Below are 17,734 nucleotides of genomic sequence, written 5' to 3' on the forward strand. Positions count from 1 at the left end.
TCTGCGCCAGCGCAATGAAACATATTATTTTTATATCGTTTTGTCGTGCTTTCGCAAATCGCTTACACTTGCTTGCAATTTGCTTCGGCAAATATTGCGATATCACAAAATAGTTGCGAATTTGCCTCTTGCTCCTATTGCGACGCACCAAAAATCGCTATAATATTCGGTTAGGAAGTTTCCGTTGTCTGGCAGGCACCACCTGGTACGAAAAGCCTTCGAAGACGACCTAACGAGCGATAATTACCGGTAATTATTCATCGCAACAATATTGATTTATTTTTTGAAATAATTAAGGAAAACAAATGAAAAAATCCCTGCTGATCGCCTCCCTGATGGTTGTTGCTCTGGCTGCTTGCAGCAAAAAAGAAGAAGCTCCTGCACCAGCACCAGTAGTTGAAACCCCAGCAGCAGCACCAGTAGTTGAAGCTGCTCCAGCTGCTGCTGCTGACGCTGCTGCTTCGGCCGCTACCGACGCTGCTGCTGCTGCTTCGGCTGCCGCTTCGGCCGCTACCGACGCTGCTTCGGCTGCTTCGGCTGCTGCATCGGCTGCTAAGTAATTTAGCACCTTGCACTAGAGAAAGCCGGCCTTCGGGCCGGCTTTTTTGCGTCCGGCGTTTTGTCCGCAAGATATAACGCGGGACGCAGGCAATAAAAAAGGCTGACCCGATTTGCACCGGGCCAGCCTTTTTTATGCGCAGCAGGTTTTCAAACCTGCCGCTGCCACACCACTTATTTCAACTGCTCGTTCAACAGGCCCAGGATCTTCTCTGCCACTGGCGAGGTATCTGGCTGGCCTTCGTTGCTGAGGATGCTGACCAGGCTGGTCGCGCCATTGCCGGCCTTGACCAGGACGCGGTAGCGCTGCGCTTCCTTGTCCTTGTCGGACGACGAGCCCCAGCTGAACAGTTTCGAGAAGAAACCATCTTTCTTGACGACATCCGGATCGACGTAACGCACGAAATACGTGCCTTGCGTGCGGTCGCGGTCTTCGACCGTGAAGCCGACGCGGTCCAGGGCCAGGCCGACACGGCGCCAGGCGCGGTCGAAACCTTCATCGACTTCGATGGCGCGCGCCGGCGTGGCGGCTTGGCCCACCAGCTTGGCGTGCTGCGGCTGCACAATGGCGGCGTCGACGGCCGTCTTCGCCTGCGCATCGTCGCTGGCCGCGCCCAGGCGCGTCATCAACTTGGCCAGGAATTGCGCTTCCAGGCCCGGATCGTTGGGACGCGCGGTCCAGGTAGTCGTTTCCTTGTCGCGGCCCGTAACGACCTCTTCCACGCCACGGTGGCTGATGTAGATCTCGGTCGAACCGTCGGCCAGGCGTTCCACGCGGGTGCGGAACTTGTCTTTCTCGCCCGTCGAGTACATCGAATCGAAGGCCTTGCCGATGGTGTTGCGGATAAAGTCCTGCGGCAGCTTGGCGCGGTTTTCGTTCCATTCGGTTTCCATGATGCCAGCCGTCGGCTGGTCGATGGCGACGGTAAAGCCCGAATCTTCCCAGAATTGCTTGAGCTGCGGCCACAGCACTTCAGGCGACTGCTTGACGACCAGCCAGCGCTGGTTGCCCGCACGCTCGACCTTCACGCCACCTGCCGTGACAGGCACGACGCCCACCACGCCATCGGCGCCCACGATGACGGGCGTACCGGCCGTGGCGTTGCGCTGCGCGTTGTAGCCGGAAGCCGTGGCCACGCCATTCTTCGCATCCGGCAGGGAGTAGCGGTTGTCCTGCTGCAATTGCGTCAGGTCAGGCGGCACGTCCAGGGTGCTGGCTTTCTTGACCGACTTGTAGTCGACCTTGTCGCCGCCGACTACCGAACTGATCATGCCGCAGCCCGCGAGGCTGGCTGCGACGGCGCCGATGACGATGCCGCGGACGGCGATGGTGGCAGGCGCCGGTTTGGTTTTCTTGCAATTAGTCATGTCGTAACTGGATAAGAAGCTAAGTAGCAGCTGGAATCAGGGAAGGTCCGGACTGGTCAAGCCCGGGCTTGAAGTTCGGCTTAAGACAGGATGCCAGCGTCGCGCAAGGCATCGCGCACGGTGGCATGGCAATTTTCAGCCAGCGGCACCAGTGGCAAGCGTATGCCGGCTGGCATCATGCCCATTTCGGCCAGCGCCCATTTGACGGGCACCGGGTTGGGCTCGACAAACAATTTCTGGTGCAGGGGGAAAACTTTGTTATTGATGGCGATGGCCGTGGCACGCTCGCCCGCCATGGCTGCGACGCACAGCTCGTGCATGGCGCGCGGCGCCACGTTGGCCGTCACGGAGATGTTGCCGTGGCCGCCGCAGAACATCAGCGCCATGGCCGTCGGATCATCGCCCGAGTACACGGCGAAGTCGGCTGGCACCAGGCGCAGCAGGTCGATGCCACGGCCGATATTGCCAGTCGCATCTTTCACACCGACAATATTCGGGATGGCGGACAGGCGCACGATGGTTTCGTTGCTCATGTCGGCAACGGTGCGGCCAGGCACGTTGTACAGGATGACGGGAATGTCGACGGCTTCGGCGATGGCCTTGAAGTGCTGGTACATGCCTTCCTGGGTAGGACGGTTGTAGTACGGCACCACTTGCAAGACAGCATCGGCGCCCGCTTCTTTCGCATAGCGCGTCAGTTTGATGGCCTCGGCCGTGGAGTTGCCTCCGGCACCGGCGATGATAGGAATGCGTCCCTTGGCATGTTCGACGGTCAACTTGATCAGTTCGCAGTGTTCTTCCACGCTCACTGTTGCCGATTCGCCCGTGGTGCCAACGATGACGATGCTGTCCGTACCCTCGGCGATATGCCAGTCGATCAGCTTGCGCAGACCTGGAAAGTCCAGACTGCCGTCAGCGTGCATCGGGGTGACGATTGCTACAATGCTGCCCTTGATCATAGTAAGTTTATAGCGCCGATAAATAAAACAACGATTGTAGCGGATAGCCCGCGCCTGTGGTGCATTCTGACATAGTATGGCCGCTCAAAACGTCGGCAGCAAGGCTGCCAACCGTGGAAAATCCGGCCGGACGGCACAAATTCGTTGCACCAGAGCAGCTTTTGGCTGTTCCACGCGCCCATCCTCGTACGCTACCACACGCAAGCCGTGCTGCACCGCCCAGGTCAGCATTTCGCCTTCCTTCAGCAGGAATTTCGGATTCGACGGCTTGCCGAACTGCTCGTTACCCTCGGCAAAGGTTTCATACAGCAACACGCCATCGGGCGCCAGGCTGGCCACCATTGCTTCGAGCAAGGGCCGGTGCAGATAATTGGTGACGACGATGCCGGCAAAGCGGCCGGGCGCGAACGGCCATACGGCACCGGGCGCCTCCAGGTCCACCAGCGAGGTGGTGATGCCCGTGCCGGCCGCCTTTTCCAGCATTTCCGGGTCGTGGTCGAGCGCGATCACGGGGTGGCCCAGGCTGACCAGGTGGCGCGCATGGCGGCCGGCACCACAGGCCAGGTCCAGCACTTCGCCGCCCGGGATCAGGGGCGCCCAGCGGCGCAGCCAGCCCGAAATCGCTTCAGTTTCTATTGTTGGTTCAGTTACTTGCATCGGTACTTCCATCAGTTAATTGCGTGCATCAGCTTGCGCGGCATCAAGTCAAGACAGCCGTCAGGGGCGTGACCAGGGTGACAAAAATGCCAATGACAAATTCGATCGCCGCCAGCAGGGCGCGGTTCAAGATACCCGTGTACATCAGCAGCACCAGGGCGCCGAAGACATACAGGCTGTAGCGCTCGATGCTGGCGTAAGGGCGTGCCAGTTGCATCGGCAACAAACCCGTCATGATGCGCCCGCCATCGAGCGGTGGCACGGGAATCAGGTTAAAGACAAACATGGCCGCATTCACGCTGACGCCGGCGCCGGCCATCTTGCGGAAAAACATGCCCATTTCCGTCGGCGGCAGGACACTCAGGACGACAAAGGCGATCATCCAGCCAAAGCCCATGACGAAATTGGCGCCAGGACCGGCAAACGCCACCCACGCCATCTGCTTCTTCGGATTGCGCAGGCGGCTGAAATCGACGGGTACCGGCTTGGCATAGCCAAACGGTACCTGGATCGTGAAATACAGTATCAAGGGCAGCAATATCGTGCCGAAAGGATCGATATGCCGAATGGGATTGAGGCTCAGCCTGCCCTCGTTCGAGGCCGTGGGGTCGCCGAAATAGCGGGCGGCGTAGCCGTGCGCCGCCTCGTGCAGGGAAATGGCAAACAGCACCGGCACCAGGTACACCGCAATGGTCTGGACTATCGTATTGAAATCGCTCATGACCGCGATTCTACCAGAGGCGTCCCAGGCACTTTCTTATGTTGCCATTAAAGATAGGTAAATCCCGCGCCCTGCGCCAGCGACTACAAACCCAGCACGGCCGGGTCGCCGCGTCCCACGCGCACCACTTCCGGCTCCGCTCCCGTCAGGTCGATCACGGTGCTGGGGCCATGTGCGCAAACGCCGCCATCGATGATCAGGTCGACCAGCTTTTCCAGCCGTTCGCGGATCGTGTCGGCATCCGTCAGGCTGTCTTCGTCGCCAGGCAGGGTCAGGGTCGCACCCAGCAGGGGCTGGCCCAGTTCTTCCAGCAGGCTTTGCACGATGCGGTGCTGCGGCACGCGCAGGCCGATGGTCTTGCGCGAAGGATGGCTGAGGCGGCGCGGCACTTCCTTGGTCGCCTCCAGGATGAAGGTATAGGCGCCCGGCGTGCCCGCCTTGAGCAGGCGGAACTGGCGGTTGTCCACGCGGGCATACAAGCCCAGTTCGCTCAAGTCGCGGCACAGCAGGGTCAGATGATGCTTTTCATCCACGCCACGGATGCGGCGCAGGCGCTCGACGGCGCCCTTGTCGTCGAGCTGGCACACCAGCGCGTAGCAGGAATCGGTGGGCAAGGCCACCACGCCGCCGGACTGGATGATCTGCGCCGCCTGCTTGATCAGGCGCAATTGCGGATTCTCGGGGTGAATCTGGAAAAATTGACTCATGGTCTACGTATTCTTAGTTATTGGCATTAGTTATCATTATTGCACGCCGCGCAGGGCAGCGATGCGTTGCTCGATCGGTGGATGGGTGGCGAACAGCGCGCCCCAGCCGCCATTGCCGCCGCTGATGCCCAGCGCCTGCATCGATTGGGGCAGTTCGCCCGGCGGCACGCCGCCCAGGCGGGCCAGCGCATGCATCATCGGCGTGGGGCTGCCCAGCAGCTTGGCCGAACCGGCATCGGCGCGAAATTCGCGCTGGCGCGAGAACCAGGCCACGATGATGGAAGCGAGCAAGCCGAAGATGACTTCGCACACCATCACGGTCACAAAGTAACCGATGCCGCGTCCGCCGCCTTCGCGGTTGTTATTTTTCAGCAGCACATTGTCGACAAAGAAACCCACCACGCGGGCCATGAAGACGACAAAGGTATTCACCACGCCCTGGATCAGGGTCAAGGTCACCATGTCGCCATTGGCGACGTGGGCGATCTCGTGGCCCAGCACGGCTTCGACTTCATCGCGGTTCATGCTCTGCAGCAAGCCGGTCGAGACGGCCACCAGCGCCGAATTTTTGAAGGCGCCCGTGGCAAACGCATTCGCGTCGCCTTCGTACACGGCCACCTCCGGCATGCCGATGCCGGCCCGCTCGGACAAGGCGCGCACGGTATTGACCAGCCACAACTCGGTCGACGAGGTGGGGTTGTCGATGACGCGCGCGCCCGTGCTCCACTTGGCCATCGGTTTGCTGATCAACAGGGAAAAGATCGACCCTGTAAAACCCACCACCAGCGAAAACACCAGCAGGCTGCCCAGGTTCAGGGTGCTGCCCCGCGCCGGATTGCCCACGCCCAACAAGCTGAGGACGAGCGACAGCACCAGCATCACGGCCAGGTTGGTGGCAATAAAAAGGACAATACGTTTCATGGGCGATGGCTCCAGATGACTATGTATAACAAGAATAACAAAAAGATATGTACGCTAACGCAGATTTCAAGCAGCTCTGGCAACACGGCGGCGCATCGGCAGCCAGGAAAATCGTCGCGAGCGGCAGTGATTTGTGGCCGAGAAGCGCAACCGTACTGAAGTACGGTGAGCATCGCCGGCCGCAAAGCGCGCCGCGCAGCAGATTTGCCTGGCTGTCAGCTAAAACCAGTCGTGCCAGATGGGCGTGACGTTGGTGGGCAGCGGCGGCAGCTTGGCAAAATCCACGCGCGACTCGCCTGGCGCATGGAAATCCGTGCCGCGCGAGGCGAGGAAGCCGTAGGCGTTGGCCAGCTGCGCGTATTCCGGATACTGGTCCGGACTGTGACTGCCCGTGACGACTTCGATGGCCACGCCGCCGAGTTGCTTGAATTCATCGAACAGCACGCCTTGCGCCATGTCGCTGAAGCGGTAGCGGCCCGGATGGGCGATGACGGCCACGCCGCCCGCGCCGCGTATCCAGCCCACGGCCTCGGCCAGGGTGGCCCAGCGGTGCTCGACGTAGCCCGGCTTGCCTTCCGACAGGTATTTCTTGAACACGTCAGGGATGTTCGCGCATTTCCCCGTTTCCACGATGTAGCGGGCAAAGTGCGTGCGCGACATCAGATCCGGGTTGCCGACAAATTTCAAAGCCCCTTCATAGGCGTCGGGAATGCCGGCCAGGTCCAGCTGGCGGGCGATTTCGCGGCCGCGCGCGTCGCGCCCGGAGCGTGTCTGGTGCAAGCCCTGCACCAGGCCCGGATTGTTTTCATCGACTTGCAAGCCCACGATGTGCACGGTCTGGCCGGCCCAGGTGATGGAAATTTCCACGCCGGCCACGAAACGCATGCCCAGGTCCAGCGCGGCCGTGCGCGCGGCGGCGACGCCGGACACTTCATCGTGGTCCGTCAGCGCCCATACATCGACGCCGGCGTTGCGCGCGTACGCAGCCACGGCGGCGGGCGCGAGCACGCCGTCGGAAATATTCGAATGACAATGCAGGTCGACTTTAAGCATGTGAAAACAATACCCTGCACGGGCTCAGCATGGAAGAAGTTTTCATTGTACGCTGCTTGCCAAATCGTGCTGCGGCGTTCCCGACACACATCAGGCCAAAAAGGCTTCCACCAGGCGCGCCAGCTCCGCCGGCTGGTCATGGTGCAGCATGTGGCCCGCGTCGGCCATCATCTCGCAGCGCACATCCTTGATGCAGGCCAAACGCCGGTCGATTTCAATGCGCGCCTCTTCCTTCGGCCCCATCCATTGCCACATATTCGTATCATCGGCTTCCACCCACAGCACGGGTGCCGTGATGCGGCGCCAGCACGCCATCACTTCTTCCACCTGGTACAGGATGGGATTGACACGCTTGTGCTGCGGGTCGCCCAGGATGTCCCACTCGCCCGCCTCGTTCTGCGCCGACCAGTGCTCGGCCAGGAAGGCGGCGCGCGCGTCGGGCAGGCGCGGATTGGTCTTTTGCAGGCGCTCGGCCACGGCCTGCTGGCTCGGATAGCTGCGCATCGCGGGCGGCTCGCGCAATTCAGCTAGCCACTTGGCGTAGCGGCCCGGCGCCTGCTCCGGCTTGCTCGCCATCATGCCGAAGCCTTCCAGGTTGATGAAACGGCTGATGCGCTCGGGCCGCACGCCCGCGTACAGGCCGGCCACGTTGGCGCCCATGCTGTGGCCGAGCAGATTGACGGGGGCATCCGGCGCATAGTGCAGCAGCATGGCGTCCAGGTCGGCCAGGTAGTCGGGGAACCAGTAAGTGTCCGATTGCGTGTAATCGCTCAGGCCAAAGCCGCGCCAGTCGGGTGCGATCACGTGCCAGTCGCCTTGCAATTCGTCAACGACGAACTGGAACGAGGCGGCCACGTCCATCCAGCCGTGCACCATGAACAGGATGGGCGCGCCTTCGCGGCCCCAGTGGCGCACATGGGTGCGGGCGCCGCGGATGTTGATGAATTCGGAACGGGAAAGTTTCATGGGTTTCATCTGATTGCCTGCCTTGAAAGTGGCGCGGATGGCGCCACATGCTGTGTCTGTAGATAGGGTGCGCATAAAAGTACGACCGTTCGATTATTATACCGGATTAGCGCCGGGCGCCAGGACTTGTCCTGCAACAGCGTAAAATAGCGTACACAACACAGTAAAACTTCAGCGTCCGGCCCAGCCCGGCGCTTCCACCACCGCCACAGGCTAACGATGACACTCTACCAATTGGGCGCCGATGCGCCACAGATTGACGCTTCCGCTTTTGTTGCCGACACGGCCAACGTGATCGGCAAGGTGACCCTGGAAGCGAACACGTCCGTATGGTTCGGCGCGACGATTCGCGGCGACAATGAACGCATCACCGTGGGCGCCAACAGCAATGTGCAGGAAGGCGCCGTACTGCACACGGACCCGGGCTACCCGCTGGACATCGGCCAGAACGTGACCATCGGCCACCAGGCCATGTTGCATGGGTGCACGATTGGCGATGGCGCCCTGATCGGCATCCAGGCCGTGATCCTGAACGGCGCGAAGATCGGCAAAGGGTGCCTGGTCGGCGCGGGCGCCCTGGTCACGGAAGGCAAGGAATTTCCCGACAATATGCTGATCATCGGCTCGCCGGCAAAAGCCGTGCGGCCCTTGACGGCAGACGATATCACCAAGCTACAAGGCAACGCCGTGAACTATGTGCAACGCGGCCAGCTATTTAATACGCAACTCAAGAAGATTGGATAAGAGAATGACGACTGAAACCACCGGCGCAGTCAGCGCAGCCGTTAGCGGCCAGGATACCCTGCAAAAATTTATTTTCGACAATGCTGCCGTGCGCGGCCAGTTCATCGACGTTTCCCACACCTGGCAGGAAGTGGTATCGCGCCACGCCTATCCGACGGCCGTGAAAAAAGTGCTGGGCGAAATGGTGGCTGCCGCCGCCCTGCTGTCGGCCAACCTGAAATTCAACGGCTCCATCATCATGCAAATCCACGGTGACGGTCCCGTGCGCCTGATGGTCGTCGAGTGCGATTCCGACCTGCGCTTGCGCGCCACGGCCAAGCTGGACCCGGACGCCACCATCCCCGACGTCGCCAGCGTACCGCAATTGCTCAACGCCACGGGCAAGGGCCGCTTCATCATCACCCTGGACCCGGCCGACAAGGTGCCGGGCCAGCAACCGTACCAGGGCATCGTGCCGCTCGACGGCGACGACATGGCGACCGTGATCGAAAACTACATGTTGCGCTCGGAACAGCTCGATACGCGTCTGTGGCTGGCCACGGACGACAGCGTCTCGCGCGGCCTGCTGCTGCAAAAGCTGCCCCACCATGGCGGCAAGGCCGAAGCGACACCCGTCTCGGAAGAAGTTGCACTGGACACATGGCACCGCGCCGTGATGCTGGCGTCGACCCTGAAAGAGGAAGAAATCCTCGCCACCGACATCGAGACCCTGATGCAGCGCTTGTTCTGGGAAGAAACCATCCGCGTCTTCGAGCCGCTGCACCCGAGCTTCCATTGCAGCTGCACGCGCGAAAAAGTCGGCAATATGCTCAAGATGCTGGGCGAGGAAGAAGTCAACGGCACTCTGGACGAAGTGGGACAAGTGGGCGTGAACTGCGATTTCTGCGGCCAGCACTATACATTCGACAAAGTCGATTGCGCGCAGCTGTTCATCACGGATGCGCCGGCCGAAGTACTGATTCCGCCAGCCGCCAGCATTAACTAATTGTAATATTCCTCGCGCCGCCCCTCAGGCGGCGCCATTGTTTCCACTGTCATCGTTCCGTCATCAGTCCGTCATCAGCCCGTAACGCGCCGCCGTTACGCTGCGCAGCTTGTATTAACCACACTACTTTCCACAGGCTGATGATGACCACCCACTTGACGCTGGCCCTGCGCCGCCATTCCTTTCATGTTTTGCTGGGCGCGTGCGCCGCAGGCCTCTCCCTGCCGGCGCTGGCGCAAACGGCCGTCGCCGCCGCCGTGGCGTCCGCCGCCACCGAGATGGCAGCGCCCGTTGATGACAACGCACCGATGACCACCGTGGAGATTTCCTCGCGCAAGACGCGTTCTTCGGTCGCCCTGAGCAAGAATGAAATCCAGAAAATCCTGCCCGGCACGAATCCCCTGAAAGCCCTGCAAACCCTGCCTGGCGTCAGCTTCCAGACGGCCGATCCATGGGGCAACAACGAACAGAACCTGTCGCTGTTCGTGCATGGCTTTTCCGGCCAGCAACTCGGCTACACCATGGATGGCGTGCCGCTCGGCGACCAGCAGTACGGCAACTACAACGGCCTGTCGCCGCAGCGCGCCGTGATCAGCGAAAACGTGCGCAGCGTCGTGCTGTCGTCGGGCGCGGGCGACCTGGCGACGGCCTCGACCAGCAACCTGGGCGGCACCATCGAAACCTATTCCAGCGACCCGCTGGCCACGCAAGGCGCCAGCGTGCAGCAAACAGTGGGCAGCCACCGCACCTCGCGCACGTTTGCCCGCTACGACACGGGCGCCTTCGGCGACGGCAGCAGCGCCTACTTTTCCATCCTGCACCACGAAGCGCGCGCCTGGGACTTCGATGCGCGCCAGGGCGGCGACCAGTTCAATGCCAAATACGTCAACCGCAGCGAGGCGGGCAAGCTGACCCTGTTCTTCAATTACTCGGACAAGATCGAGCCGAACGAAGACAGCACCGTGCACGTGAAGGGCGAGACGAGCGCGCCGTACACGCGCCCCTTCCTGTACCCGGACTTCAAGGCGGCCCTGAACTACCTGTCGCCGACGGGCGCCACGCCGGCTGCGGACGGCAACAATTACCGCAATTACTACAGCGATGCGCAGCGCACCGATTACCTGGCCTACGCCAAGTTCGACGCCAACTTGTCCGAAGGCATGACGTGGGCTAACCAGGTGTATTACCACAAGGATGACGGCGCGGGCGTGGTGGCCGGCCCCATCGGCGTGGCCGGCTTGCCTGGCCTGTTCAGCGTGTACTACCCGAAACAGAACTTGAAACAGGTGTTCGGCAACTCGGGCTACGCCGTGCGCACGACGGAATACGACATCAAGCGCGGCGGCTTCCTTTCCACCCTGCGCAAGGAAATCGGCAATCACCAGCTGGAAGCGGGCCTGTGGCTGGAACAGAACCGCTCGTCCGCCTACCGCCGCTGGTATGCGCTGGACGTCAACAACCCGACCTCGCCGTACGACCGCCCCAGCAATCCATTGATCACGCAGTACGGCAGCGAGATCGACAACAAGGTGGTGCAGCTGCACTTGCAGGATGAATGGCGCATCCGCCCCGATATCGCCCTGCAGGCGGGCTTCAAGTCCAGCCTGCAGTTTGCCGACGGCCAATTCCCCGTGCAACCGGCCCTGGGCGCCATCTCGGGCGGTTCGACGGCCTTGCCGGTCGGCACCATCAACACGAAAAAATGGTTCCTGCCGCAAGTGGGCGCGCGCTGGGACTTCACGCCGCAAGACCAGCTGTACTTCAATATCCAGAAAAACATGCGTCAGTTCGTCACCTATGGCGGCGGAGGCGCCTCGCCATGGAGCTTGTCGAGCCAGGCCGCGTTCGACCTGTTCAAGCGCGACGCCAAGCCGGAAACGGCCCTCACGTATGAAGTGGGCGTGCGCGGCAGCCACCCATTGAACCTGGGCCCCATCACTTCCATCGATGGCCAGGTCAATGTGTACCACGTCGATTTCAGCAACCGTTTGCTGCAGATCAGCCCCACGCCCGTGATTTCCTCCATCATTGGCGGCAACCCCGTGCTGGCCAACGTGGGCAGCGTGCGCACGGACGGCATCGACATCGCCGGCACCGTGCACTTTGGCAACAATTTCTCGTTCTACAATGCCCTGTCGTACAACCGCTCGCAATACGCGGACAACTACAACAATGGCGCCGCGCTGGTATTGACAGCCGGCAAGAACGTGCCGGGCTCGCCGGAATGGCTGAACAAGTTCGTGGCTTCGGCTACGTTTGGCGATATCGAAGTGCAACTGACGGGTGACTATGTGGGCAAGCGCTACGCGACGTACACCAACGATTTGTCCGTGCCCAGCTATTTCCTGATGGGTCTGGGCGTGTCGGGCAAGCTGCCAGCCATGGCCAGCTGGCTGAAAAACCCGCGCTGGCGCGTGAACGTCAGCAACCTGGCCAACCGCGAAGGTTCGCTGAACGTGGTGGTGGGCGCGGCCGACAAGACGTACAACACCTTCCCGATCGCCCCGCGCCAGGGCTTTTTGACCCTGACGGCGGACTTCTGATGCGCACGCCTATCCTCCCGCAACGGCACTTTTCGCGCCGTAGCTTCGTGCAGGCGGCCGTCGGGGGCCTGGCCCTGGTCGCCGCGCCCGGCTTTGCCGCCGGCCTGCTGGAAGCAAAACCGGCGCGTCCACTGGTGTTCGCCCACCGGGGCGCCAGCGCCCTGCGCCCCGAGCATACGCTGGCGTCGTATGCCAAGGCCATCGCCGACGGCGCCGATTACGTCGAGCCGGACCTGGTCGCCACGCGCGACGGCATCCTCGTGGCGCGCCATGAAAGCAATCTGATCGACACCACCGACGTGGCCCGCCGGCCTGAATTTGCCAGCCGGCGCGGCAAGAAGCTGGTCGACGGCGAATGGCACGAAGGCTGGTTCGTCGACGACTTCACCCTGGCGGAATTGAAAACCCTGCGCGCCATCGAACGGCTGCCGAAAGTGCGCACCGGCAACACCTTGTACGATGGCCAATTCCAGATCCCCACCTGGGAAGAAATCATCGATTTTGTTGCAGCGCAATCAGCCGCCAGCGGGCGCATCATCGGCCTCGTGCCCGAGCTGAAAAGCTCGACGTATTTCCGCGATGCGGGCCTGGCGCTGGAAGACCGTTTCCTGTCGACCATGCTGGCGCACGAATACACGCGCCGCGCGCCGATCGAAATCCAGTCCTTCGAAGTGGCCAATCTGAAGTACTTGCGCGAGAAGCTGGGACGGCGCGCCAACGTGCGCCTGATGCAGCTGGTGGTGGGCGGCGAGGTGCGCCCCATGGATGTCGTCAAGGCGGGTGGAAAGTTAACGTTTGGACAAATGACCACACCGGCCGGCTTGCGCGACATCGCCGCCTACGCGGACGTGGTGGCGCCGCCCACGCGAGCAATCATCGCGCTGGGCGCCGATCAGCGCCTGGCCAAGCCCACCTCCATTGTCGACGATGCGCACCAGGCGGGCTTGCTGTTGCACACGTGGACCTTCCGCCCGGAAAACCGTTTCCTGGCGGCCGACTTCCGTGATGGCAATGGTGAGAACGCGCGCAACGAAGCGGGATCCGTGGCGGAAATGCGGCGCTACATCGCAACGGGACTGGACGGTTTTTTCAGCGACGATCCGGGCCTGGGACGCATCGCCGCCGGATAAACATTTCGTAACAATTTTAATTTCAAGGCGTGGCCGGCAGCTACGCCCTTATTATGCGTTTCTTGAATTTCTGAAATTGGAATTTGAAATTGGACGCATATCGCAAACTCCATTATTGTGCAATGCAACAACAGACCATTCATGGAGGGCATATGTCCACTTTTACCAACACCTACAGCAACGACAACGACAACTACTTCAGCAACCTGGGCCGCGCCACGCGCGCCTTCCTGGGCGCCCTGCTCGCTTCCAAGCCGTACAGCGAACTGGCACAGAAGGAAGTCATCGCCACCAGCACCAGCAGCGCCGAAGAACAGCGCTATGTGCGCCCAAGCAAGCGCGATATCGCCCTGCTGAACTCGGAAGCGGCCCGTTACGAGCACCTGATGCCGAATCTGGCCTCGGAACTGCGCTTCCTGGCGTCGCGCGGATAAAAAACGCCCAGGGCGGCGTTGCCTGCGCCTCGCCGTACGTTCGTACTGTCTTCGGCTTGGCGCCTGGCCCTGGACGTTTTTTAAGCCAACCAAACACTGAAAGGATTTTTATATGATATTTCTCGAAACCGTACTGGTGAGCGTGGCCATCGTGGTTACCAGCATCCATTTTTACCTGATCTCGACCGGCAAAGCCCGTTTCTGATCAGCAAGCAGCAAGCAGCAAGGCAATCGTGTGCAGCAGTGCAGAGTAGCAAGTACAGGGTAGCAAATACAGGGTAGCAATGTGACAGGTCAGCCTGGCAATCGGTCCAGGCTGGCAAGCGGGAAGTCGTACTATCTTAATGTGGCGCAGCAGCGTCCACCGGTGTTTCCAGCAGTGGCGGGGTTTGTTCCTTGCGCACGATCTGCACGAAAATCTCATTCTGTTTGACCATGCCCAGCTCATAGCGGGCACGCTCCTCGACGGCGCCGGTACCATCTTTCAGGTCGCGCACTTCGGATTCGAGCTTGGCGTTTCTCGCCTTCAATTCCACATTCTTCTTGTTGGCCAGCGCCACTTGGGCTTCCATGTCGGCAACACGCAGCCAGCCGCCTTTGCCCAGCCAGAGGGGAAATTGGATCAGCAGCAGCAGGGCTGCCAGGGCGAGCGTAATCAGGCGCATGGGGCATTCAGTTAACAAACCGGCCGGATCTCTCCGGCCGGCCAGTGGGTTTTACATCAGCTTACTTCAGATTATAGAACGCATCGCGGCCAGGGTAGCTGGCGATGTCGCCCAGGTCTTCCTCGATACGCAGCAGCTGGTTGTACTTGGCCATGCGGTCCGAACGCGACATCGAGCCGGTCTTGATCTGCAGGGCGTTGGTAGCAACGGCGATATCGGCGATGGTCGAGTCTTCCGTTTCGCCCGAGCGGTGCGAAATGACGGCCGTGTAGCCGGCGCGCTTGGCCATTTCGATGGCGGCGAAGGTTTCCGTCAGGGTGCCGATCTGGTTGATCTTGATCAGGATCGAGTTGGCGATGCCCTTCTGGATGCCTTCTTTCAGGATCTTGGTGTTGGTGACATACAGGTCGTCGCCGACCAGTTGCACTTTCTTGCCCAGTTCTGCCGTCAGGATCGCCCAGCCGTCCCAGTCGCCTTCGTGCATCGCGTCTTCGATCGAGATGATCGGGTACTTGTCGCACCAGGTCGCCAGCAGGTTGGTGAACTCGGTAGCCGTCAGGCTCAGGCCTTCGCCTGCCATTTCGTACTTGCCGTTCTTGTAGAACTCGGACGCGGCGCAATCGAGGCCGATGGCGATCTGCGTGCCTGGCTCGTAGCCCGCTTCTTCGATGGCCTGGATGATCAGCTTGATGGCTTCTTCATGGTTGGCCAGCGATGGCGCGAAACCGCCTTCGTCGCCCACGTTGGTGTTCAGACCCTTTTTGTGCAGGATCTTTTTCAGCGTGTGGAACACTTCCGCGCCGTAGCGGACGGCTTCCTTGAACGACGGGGCGCCCACGGGAATGATCATGAATTCCTGGATGTCCAGGTTGTTGTCGGCGTGCGCGCCGCCGTTGATGACGTTCATCATCGGCACTGGCATCTGCATGGCGCCCGAACCGCCGAAATAGCGGTACAGCGGCAAGCCCGCTTCTTCGGCGGCAGCCTTGGCGACGGCCATGGAAACGGCCAGGATGGCGTTGGCGCCCAGGCGCGATTTGTTTTCCGTGCCGTCCAGGTCGATCAGGGTACGGTCCAGGAAAGCCTGTTCATTGGCGTCCAGGCCCATGATGGCTTCGGAGATTTCGGTGTTGATGTTTTCGCATGCTTGCAGCACGCCCTTGCCGAAGTAGCGCTTGGCGTCGCCATCGCGCAATTCCACGGCTTCGCGCGAACCGGTCGAGGCACCCGACGGTACGGCCGCACGGCCCATCACGCCCGATTCCAGCAACACATCGCATTCGACGGTCGGGTTACCGCGCGAGTCCAGGATTTCGCGACCGATAATATCAACAATAGCACTCATGTCATTCTCCAAAGTTAAGCGTAACAGGGGGCTGCACACTGCGTTCTGATGCGCAATTGCACAAAGGGGGCAAAGAAACTCCCGGCGGGAACCATCTGGCCGGGAGCTGTCTTACGGGTAATACTGTCGCAATCGACCGCGTTATTGCGCAGCGGCGTTGGCTTCTTTGTGCGCCAGCGCTGCCTTGATGAACGAGGTAAACAACGGATGGCCAGTGCGTGGCGTCGACTTGAACTCGGGATGGTATTGCACGCCCATATACCATGGGTGGGAATTTTCACCCGTGCGTGGCAATTCCATGATTTCGCACAAATCTTCGCTCGGCGTGCGGGCCGAGACGATCATGCCAGCCGCTTCGACACGGGCCAGGTAATGATTGTTGGCTTCGTAGCGATGACGGTGACGCTCGGTCACCACGCTGCCGTAGATCTCGGCAGCCAGGGTGCCCGGATTGACGGCGCAGGTCTGCGCGCCCAGGCGCATGGTACCGCCCAGGTCCGAGTTTTCATCGCGCAACTCGACTTTACCATCGTGGTTTTGCCACTCATTGATCAGTGCAACGACAGGTTGATCCGTATCAAGGTCGAACTCGGTCGAATTCGCGTTCGGCATGCCTGCCTTGTTGCGCGCGTATTCGATCAGGGCCACTTGCATGCCCAGGCAGATGCCCAGGTAAGGGATCTTGTGTTCACGGGCGAACTGGGCCGCCTTGATCTTGCCTTCCACGCCGCGCTTGCCGAAGCCGCCCGGTACCAGGATGGCATCGTACTTGGCCAGGTTCTCGCAACCGGTCGTTTCGATTTCTTCCGAATCGATGTACTCGATGTTGACGCGGCTTTCCGTGTGGATGCCGGCGTGGCGCAACGCTTCGATCAGCGACTTGTACGACTCGGTCAGCTCGACATACTTGCCGACCATGCCGACGGTCACTTCCGCCTTCGGGTGCTCCATCGTGTAGATCAGCTTGCTCCAGATCGACAGGTCGGCCGGTGCCGGATCGAGGTCCAGCGCTTCGCAGATGATCTTGTCGAGGCCCTGGTCGTGCAGCATTTGCGGCACTTTGTAGATGGTGTCGACGTCCCACACGGAAATGACGGCATGCTCTTCGATATTCGAGAACAGCGAGATTTTCGCGCGCTCGTCTTCCGGGATGGCGCGGTCGGCGCGGCACAGCAGCGCGTTCGGCATGATGCCGATTTCGCGCAGTTTTTGCACCGAGTGCTGCGTCGGCTTGGTCTTCAGTTCACCGGCCGAGGCGATGTAAGGCACCAGGGTCAGGTGGACGAAGGCCGTGTTCTTGCGGCCGGCGCGCAGGCTCAGCTGACGTGCCGCTTCCAGGAAGGGCAGCGATTCGATATCGCCGACGGTGCCGCCGATTTCGCACAGGGCCACGTCGTAGCCTTCGGCGCCACGGCGGATGTAATCCTGGATTTCATTGGTGATATGCGGAATCACCTGCACGGTCTTGCCCAGATATTCGCCCCGGCGTTCCTTGCGGATCACCGATTCATAGATCTGGCCAGTGGTGAAGTTATTCACCTTTTTCATGCGGGTGGAGATGAAGCGCTCGTAGTGACCGAGGTCGAGGTCGGTTTCGGCCCCGTCATCGGTGACGAATACTTCACCGTGTTGCATAGGGCTCATCGTGCCAGGATCGACGTTGATATACGGGTCGAGCTTGAGCATGGTGACTTTAAGGCCGCGCGATTCGAGGATCGCGGCGAGGGAGGCGGCGGCAATCCCTTTTCCAAGGGAGGACACAACGCCACCAGTGACGAAGACAAATTTGGTCATTGCAGATGGTGCCGAACGGCACGTGCGGGAAATTGAAATTATACACTAAAGCCCGCCTGCGGCGCTCTCCACACGTGGAAATTTGCGCCAAATGTCGACGATCACCCCCGCTCCTGCGGTCTACGCACAACAAAATTACTCAATAGTAATAATTAATATATTTTCAATTCCATACTTTGTGTGG

17 protein-coding genes are annotated in these 17,734 nt (G+C 60.7%); 6 read left to right on the forward strand and 11 right to left on the reverse strand.

Annotation, left to right across the window (positions count from 1 at the left end; genetic code table 11):
• Nucleotides 1-305 precede the first annotated feature (305 nt).
• Nucleotides 306-560, forward strand: coding sequence for a hypothetical protein (locus C8C92_RS21985; RefSeq protein ID WP_096237298.1), 255 nt, complete (start codon nucleotides 306-308; stop codon nucleotides 558-560).
• 172 nt (nucleotides 561-732) lie between these two features.
• Here the strand turns inward: C8C92_RS21985 and bamC are convergent, their stop codons facing one another.
• The 8 genes from bamC to C8C92_RS22025 all read right to left on the reverse strand — a co-directional run bounded on the left by bamC (nucleotide 733) and on the right by C8C92_RS22025 (nucleotide 7,910).
• On the reverse strand, nucleotides 733-1,926 hold the full coding sequence (gene bamC / locus C8C92_RS21990; RefSeq protein WP_116745241.1) for an outer membrane protein assembly factor BamC: 1,194 nt from the start codon (nucleotides 1,924-1,926) through the stop codon (nucleotides 733-735).
• 80 nt (nucleotides 1,927-2,006) lie between these two features.
• Complete coding sequence (dapA, locus tag C8C92_RS21995; protein ID WP_116745242.1) at nucleotides 2,007-2,885, reverse strand: 4-hydroxy-tetrahydrodipicolinate synthase; 879 nt, start codon at nucleotides 2,883-2,885, stop codon at nucleotides 2,007-2,009.
• An 84-nt stretch (nucleotides 2,886-2,969) separates the two neighbouring features.
• The gene (locus tag C8C92_RS22000) at nucleotides 2,970-3,542 is read right to left on the reverse strand and encodes a class I SAM-dependent methyltransferase (RefSeq protein WP_116745243.1); all 573 of its coding nucleotides are present in this window, start codon (nucleotides 3,540-3,542) and stop codon (nucleotides 2,970-2,972) included.
• A 43-nt stretch (nucleotides 3,543-3,585) separates the two neighbouring features.
• Entirely contained in the window at nucleotides 3,586-4,263 is a 678-nt protein-coding gene (locus C8C92_RS22005) for a site-2 protease family protein (protein ID WP_099762768.1), read from the reverse strand.
• A gap of 83 nt (nucleotides 4,264-4,346) precedes the next feature.
• Nucleotides 4,347-4,970, reverse strand: a complete 624-nt coding sequence (locus tag C8C92_RS22010) for an L-threonylcarbamoyladenylate synthase (protein ID WP_096237305.1) — start codon at nucleotides 4,968-4,970, stop codon at nucleotides 4,347-4,349.
• Nucleotides 4,971-5,006: 36 nt separating this feature from the next.
• A complete protein-coding gene (gene htpX, locus C8C92_RS22015) occupies nucleotides 5,007-5,891 on the reverse strand; it encodes a protease HtpX (protein WP_070303511.1) in 885 nt (294 codons plus the stop codon).
• A gap of 219 nt (nucleotides 5,892-6,110) precedes the next feature.
• On the reverse strand, nucleotides 6,111-6,944 hold the full coding sequence (locus C8C92_RS22020; RefSeq protein WP_116745244.1) for a 3',5'-nucleoside bisphosphate phosphatase: 834 nt from the start codon (nucleotides 6,942-6,944) through the stop codon (nucleotides 6,111-6,113).
• Between the two features lie 90 nt (nucleotides 6,945-7,034).
• A complete protein-coding gene (locus tag C8C92_RS22025) occupies nucleotides 7,035-7,910 on the reverse strand; it encodes an alpha/beta hydrolase (RefSeq protein ID WP_099762765.1) in 876 nt (291 codons plus the stop codon).
• A 219-nt stretch (nucleotides 7,911-8,129) separates the two neighbouring features.
• On the opposite strand from C8C92_RS22025, the gene C8C92_RS22030 reads away from it, so the two are divergent.
• From C8C92_RS22030 to C8C92_RS22050, 5 genes are all read left to right on the forward strand, one after another.
• A complete protein-coding gene (locus C8C92_RS22030; RefSeq protein ID WP_099762764.1) occupies nucleotides 8,130-8,654 on the forward strand; it encodes a gamma carbonic anhydrase family protein in 525 nt (174 codons plus the stop codon).
• 4 nt (nucleotides 8,655-8,658) lie between these two features.
• Nucleotides 8,659-9,639, forward strand: a complete 981-nt coding sequence (gene hslO / locus C8C92_RS22035; protein WP_116745245.1) for an Hsp33 family molecular chaperone HslO — start codon at nucleotides 8,659-8,661, stop codon at nucleotides 9,637-9,639.
• A 143-nt stretch (nucleotides 9,640-9,782) separates the two neighbouring features.
• The gene (locus C8C92_RS22040) at nucleotides 9,783-12,182 is read left to right on the forward strand and encodes a TonB-dependent receptor (RefSeq protein ID WP_116746087.1); all 2,400 of its coding nucleotides are present in this window, start codon (nucleotides 9,783-9,785) and stop codon (nucleotides 12,180-12,182) included.
• On the forward strand, nucleotides 12,182-13,312 hold the full coding sequence (locus C8C92_RS22045) for a glycerophosphodiester phosphodiesterase (protein ID WP_116745246.1): 1,131 nt from the start codon (nucleotides 12,182-12,184) through the stop codon (nucleotides 13,310-13,312). The genes C8C92_RS22040 and C8C92_RS22045 overlap by 1 nt, the downstream gene beginning before the upstream one ends.
• Nucleotides 13,313-13,464: 152 nt before the next feature.
• On the forward strand, nucleotides 13,465-13,746 hold the full coding sequence (locus tag C8C92_RS22050) for a hypothetical protein (protein ID WP_099762761.1): 282 nt from the start codon (nucleotides 13,465-13,467) through the stop codon (nucleotides 13,744-13,746).
• A gap of 341 nt (nucleotides 13,747-14,087) precedes the next feature.
• Here C8C92_RS22050 and ftsB read toward each other — a convergent pair whose 3' ends face one another.
• From ftsB to C8C92_RS22065, 3 genes are all read right to left on the reverse strand, one after another.
• Nucleotides 14,088-14,411 carry a cell division protein FtsB gene (ftsB, locus tag C8C92_RS22055; protein ID WP_116745247.1) on the reverse strand — a complete coding sequence of 108 codons (324 nt, stop codon included), beginning with the start codon at nucleotides 14,409-14,411 and terminating at the stop codon, nucleotides 14,088-14,090.
• Between the two features lie 61 nt (nucleotides 14,412-14,472).
• Nucleotides 14,473-15,756, reverse strand: coding sequence for a phosphopyruvate hydratase (gene eno / locus C8C92_RS22060; RefSeq protein ID WP_096237317.1), 1,284 nt, complete (start codon nucleotides 15,754-15,756; stop codon nucleotides 14,473-14,475).
• Between the two features lie 141 nt (nucleotides 15,757-15,897).
• On the reverse strand, nucleotides 15,898-17,550 hold the full coding sequence (locus tag C8C92_RS22065) for a CTP synthase (RefSeq protein ID WP_099762759.1): 1,653 nt from the start codon (nucleotides 17,548-17,550) through the stop codon (nucleotides 15,898-15,900).
• Nucleotides 17,551-17,734 lie beyond the last annotated feature (184 nt).

It is taken from the genome of Janthinobacterium sp. 78 (genome assembly GCF_003096775.1).
GTDB lineage: Bacteria > Pseudomonadota > Gammaproteobacteria > Burkholderiales > Burkholderiaceae_D > Janthinobacterium > Janthinobacterium tructae.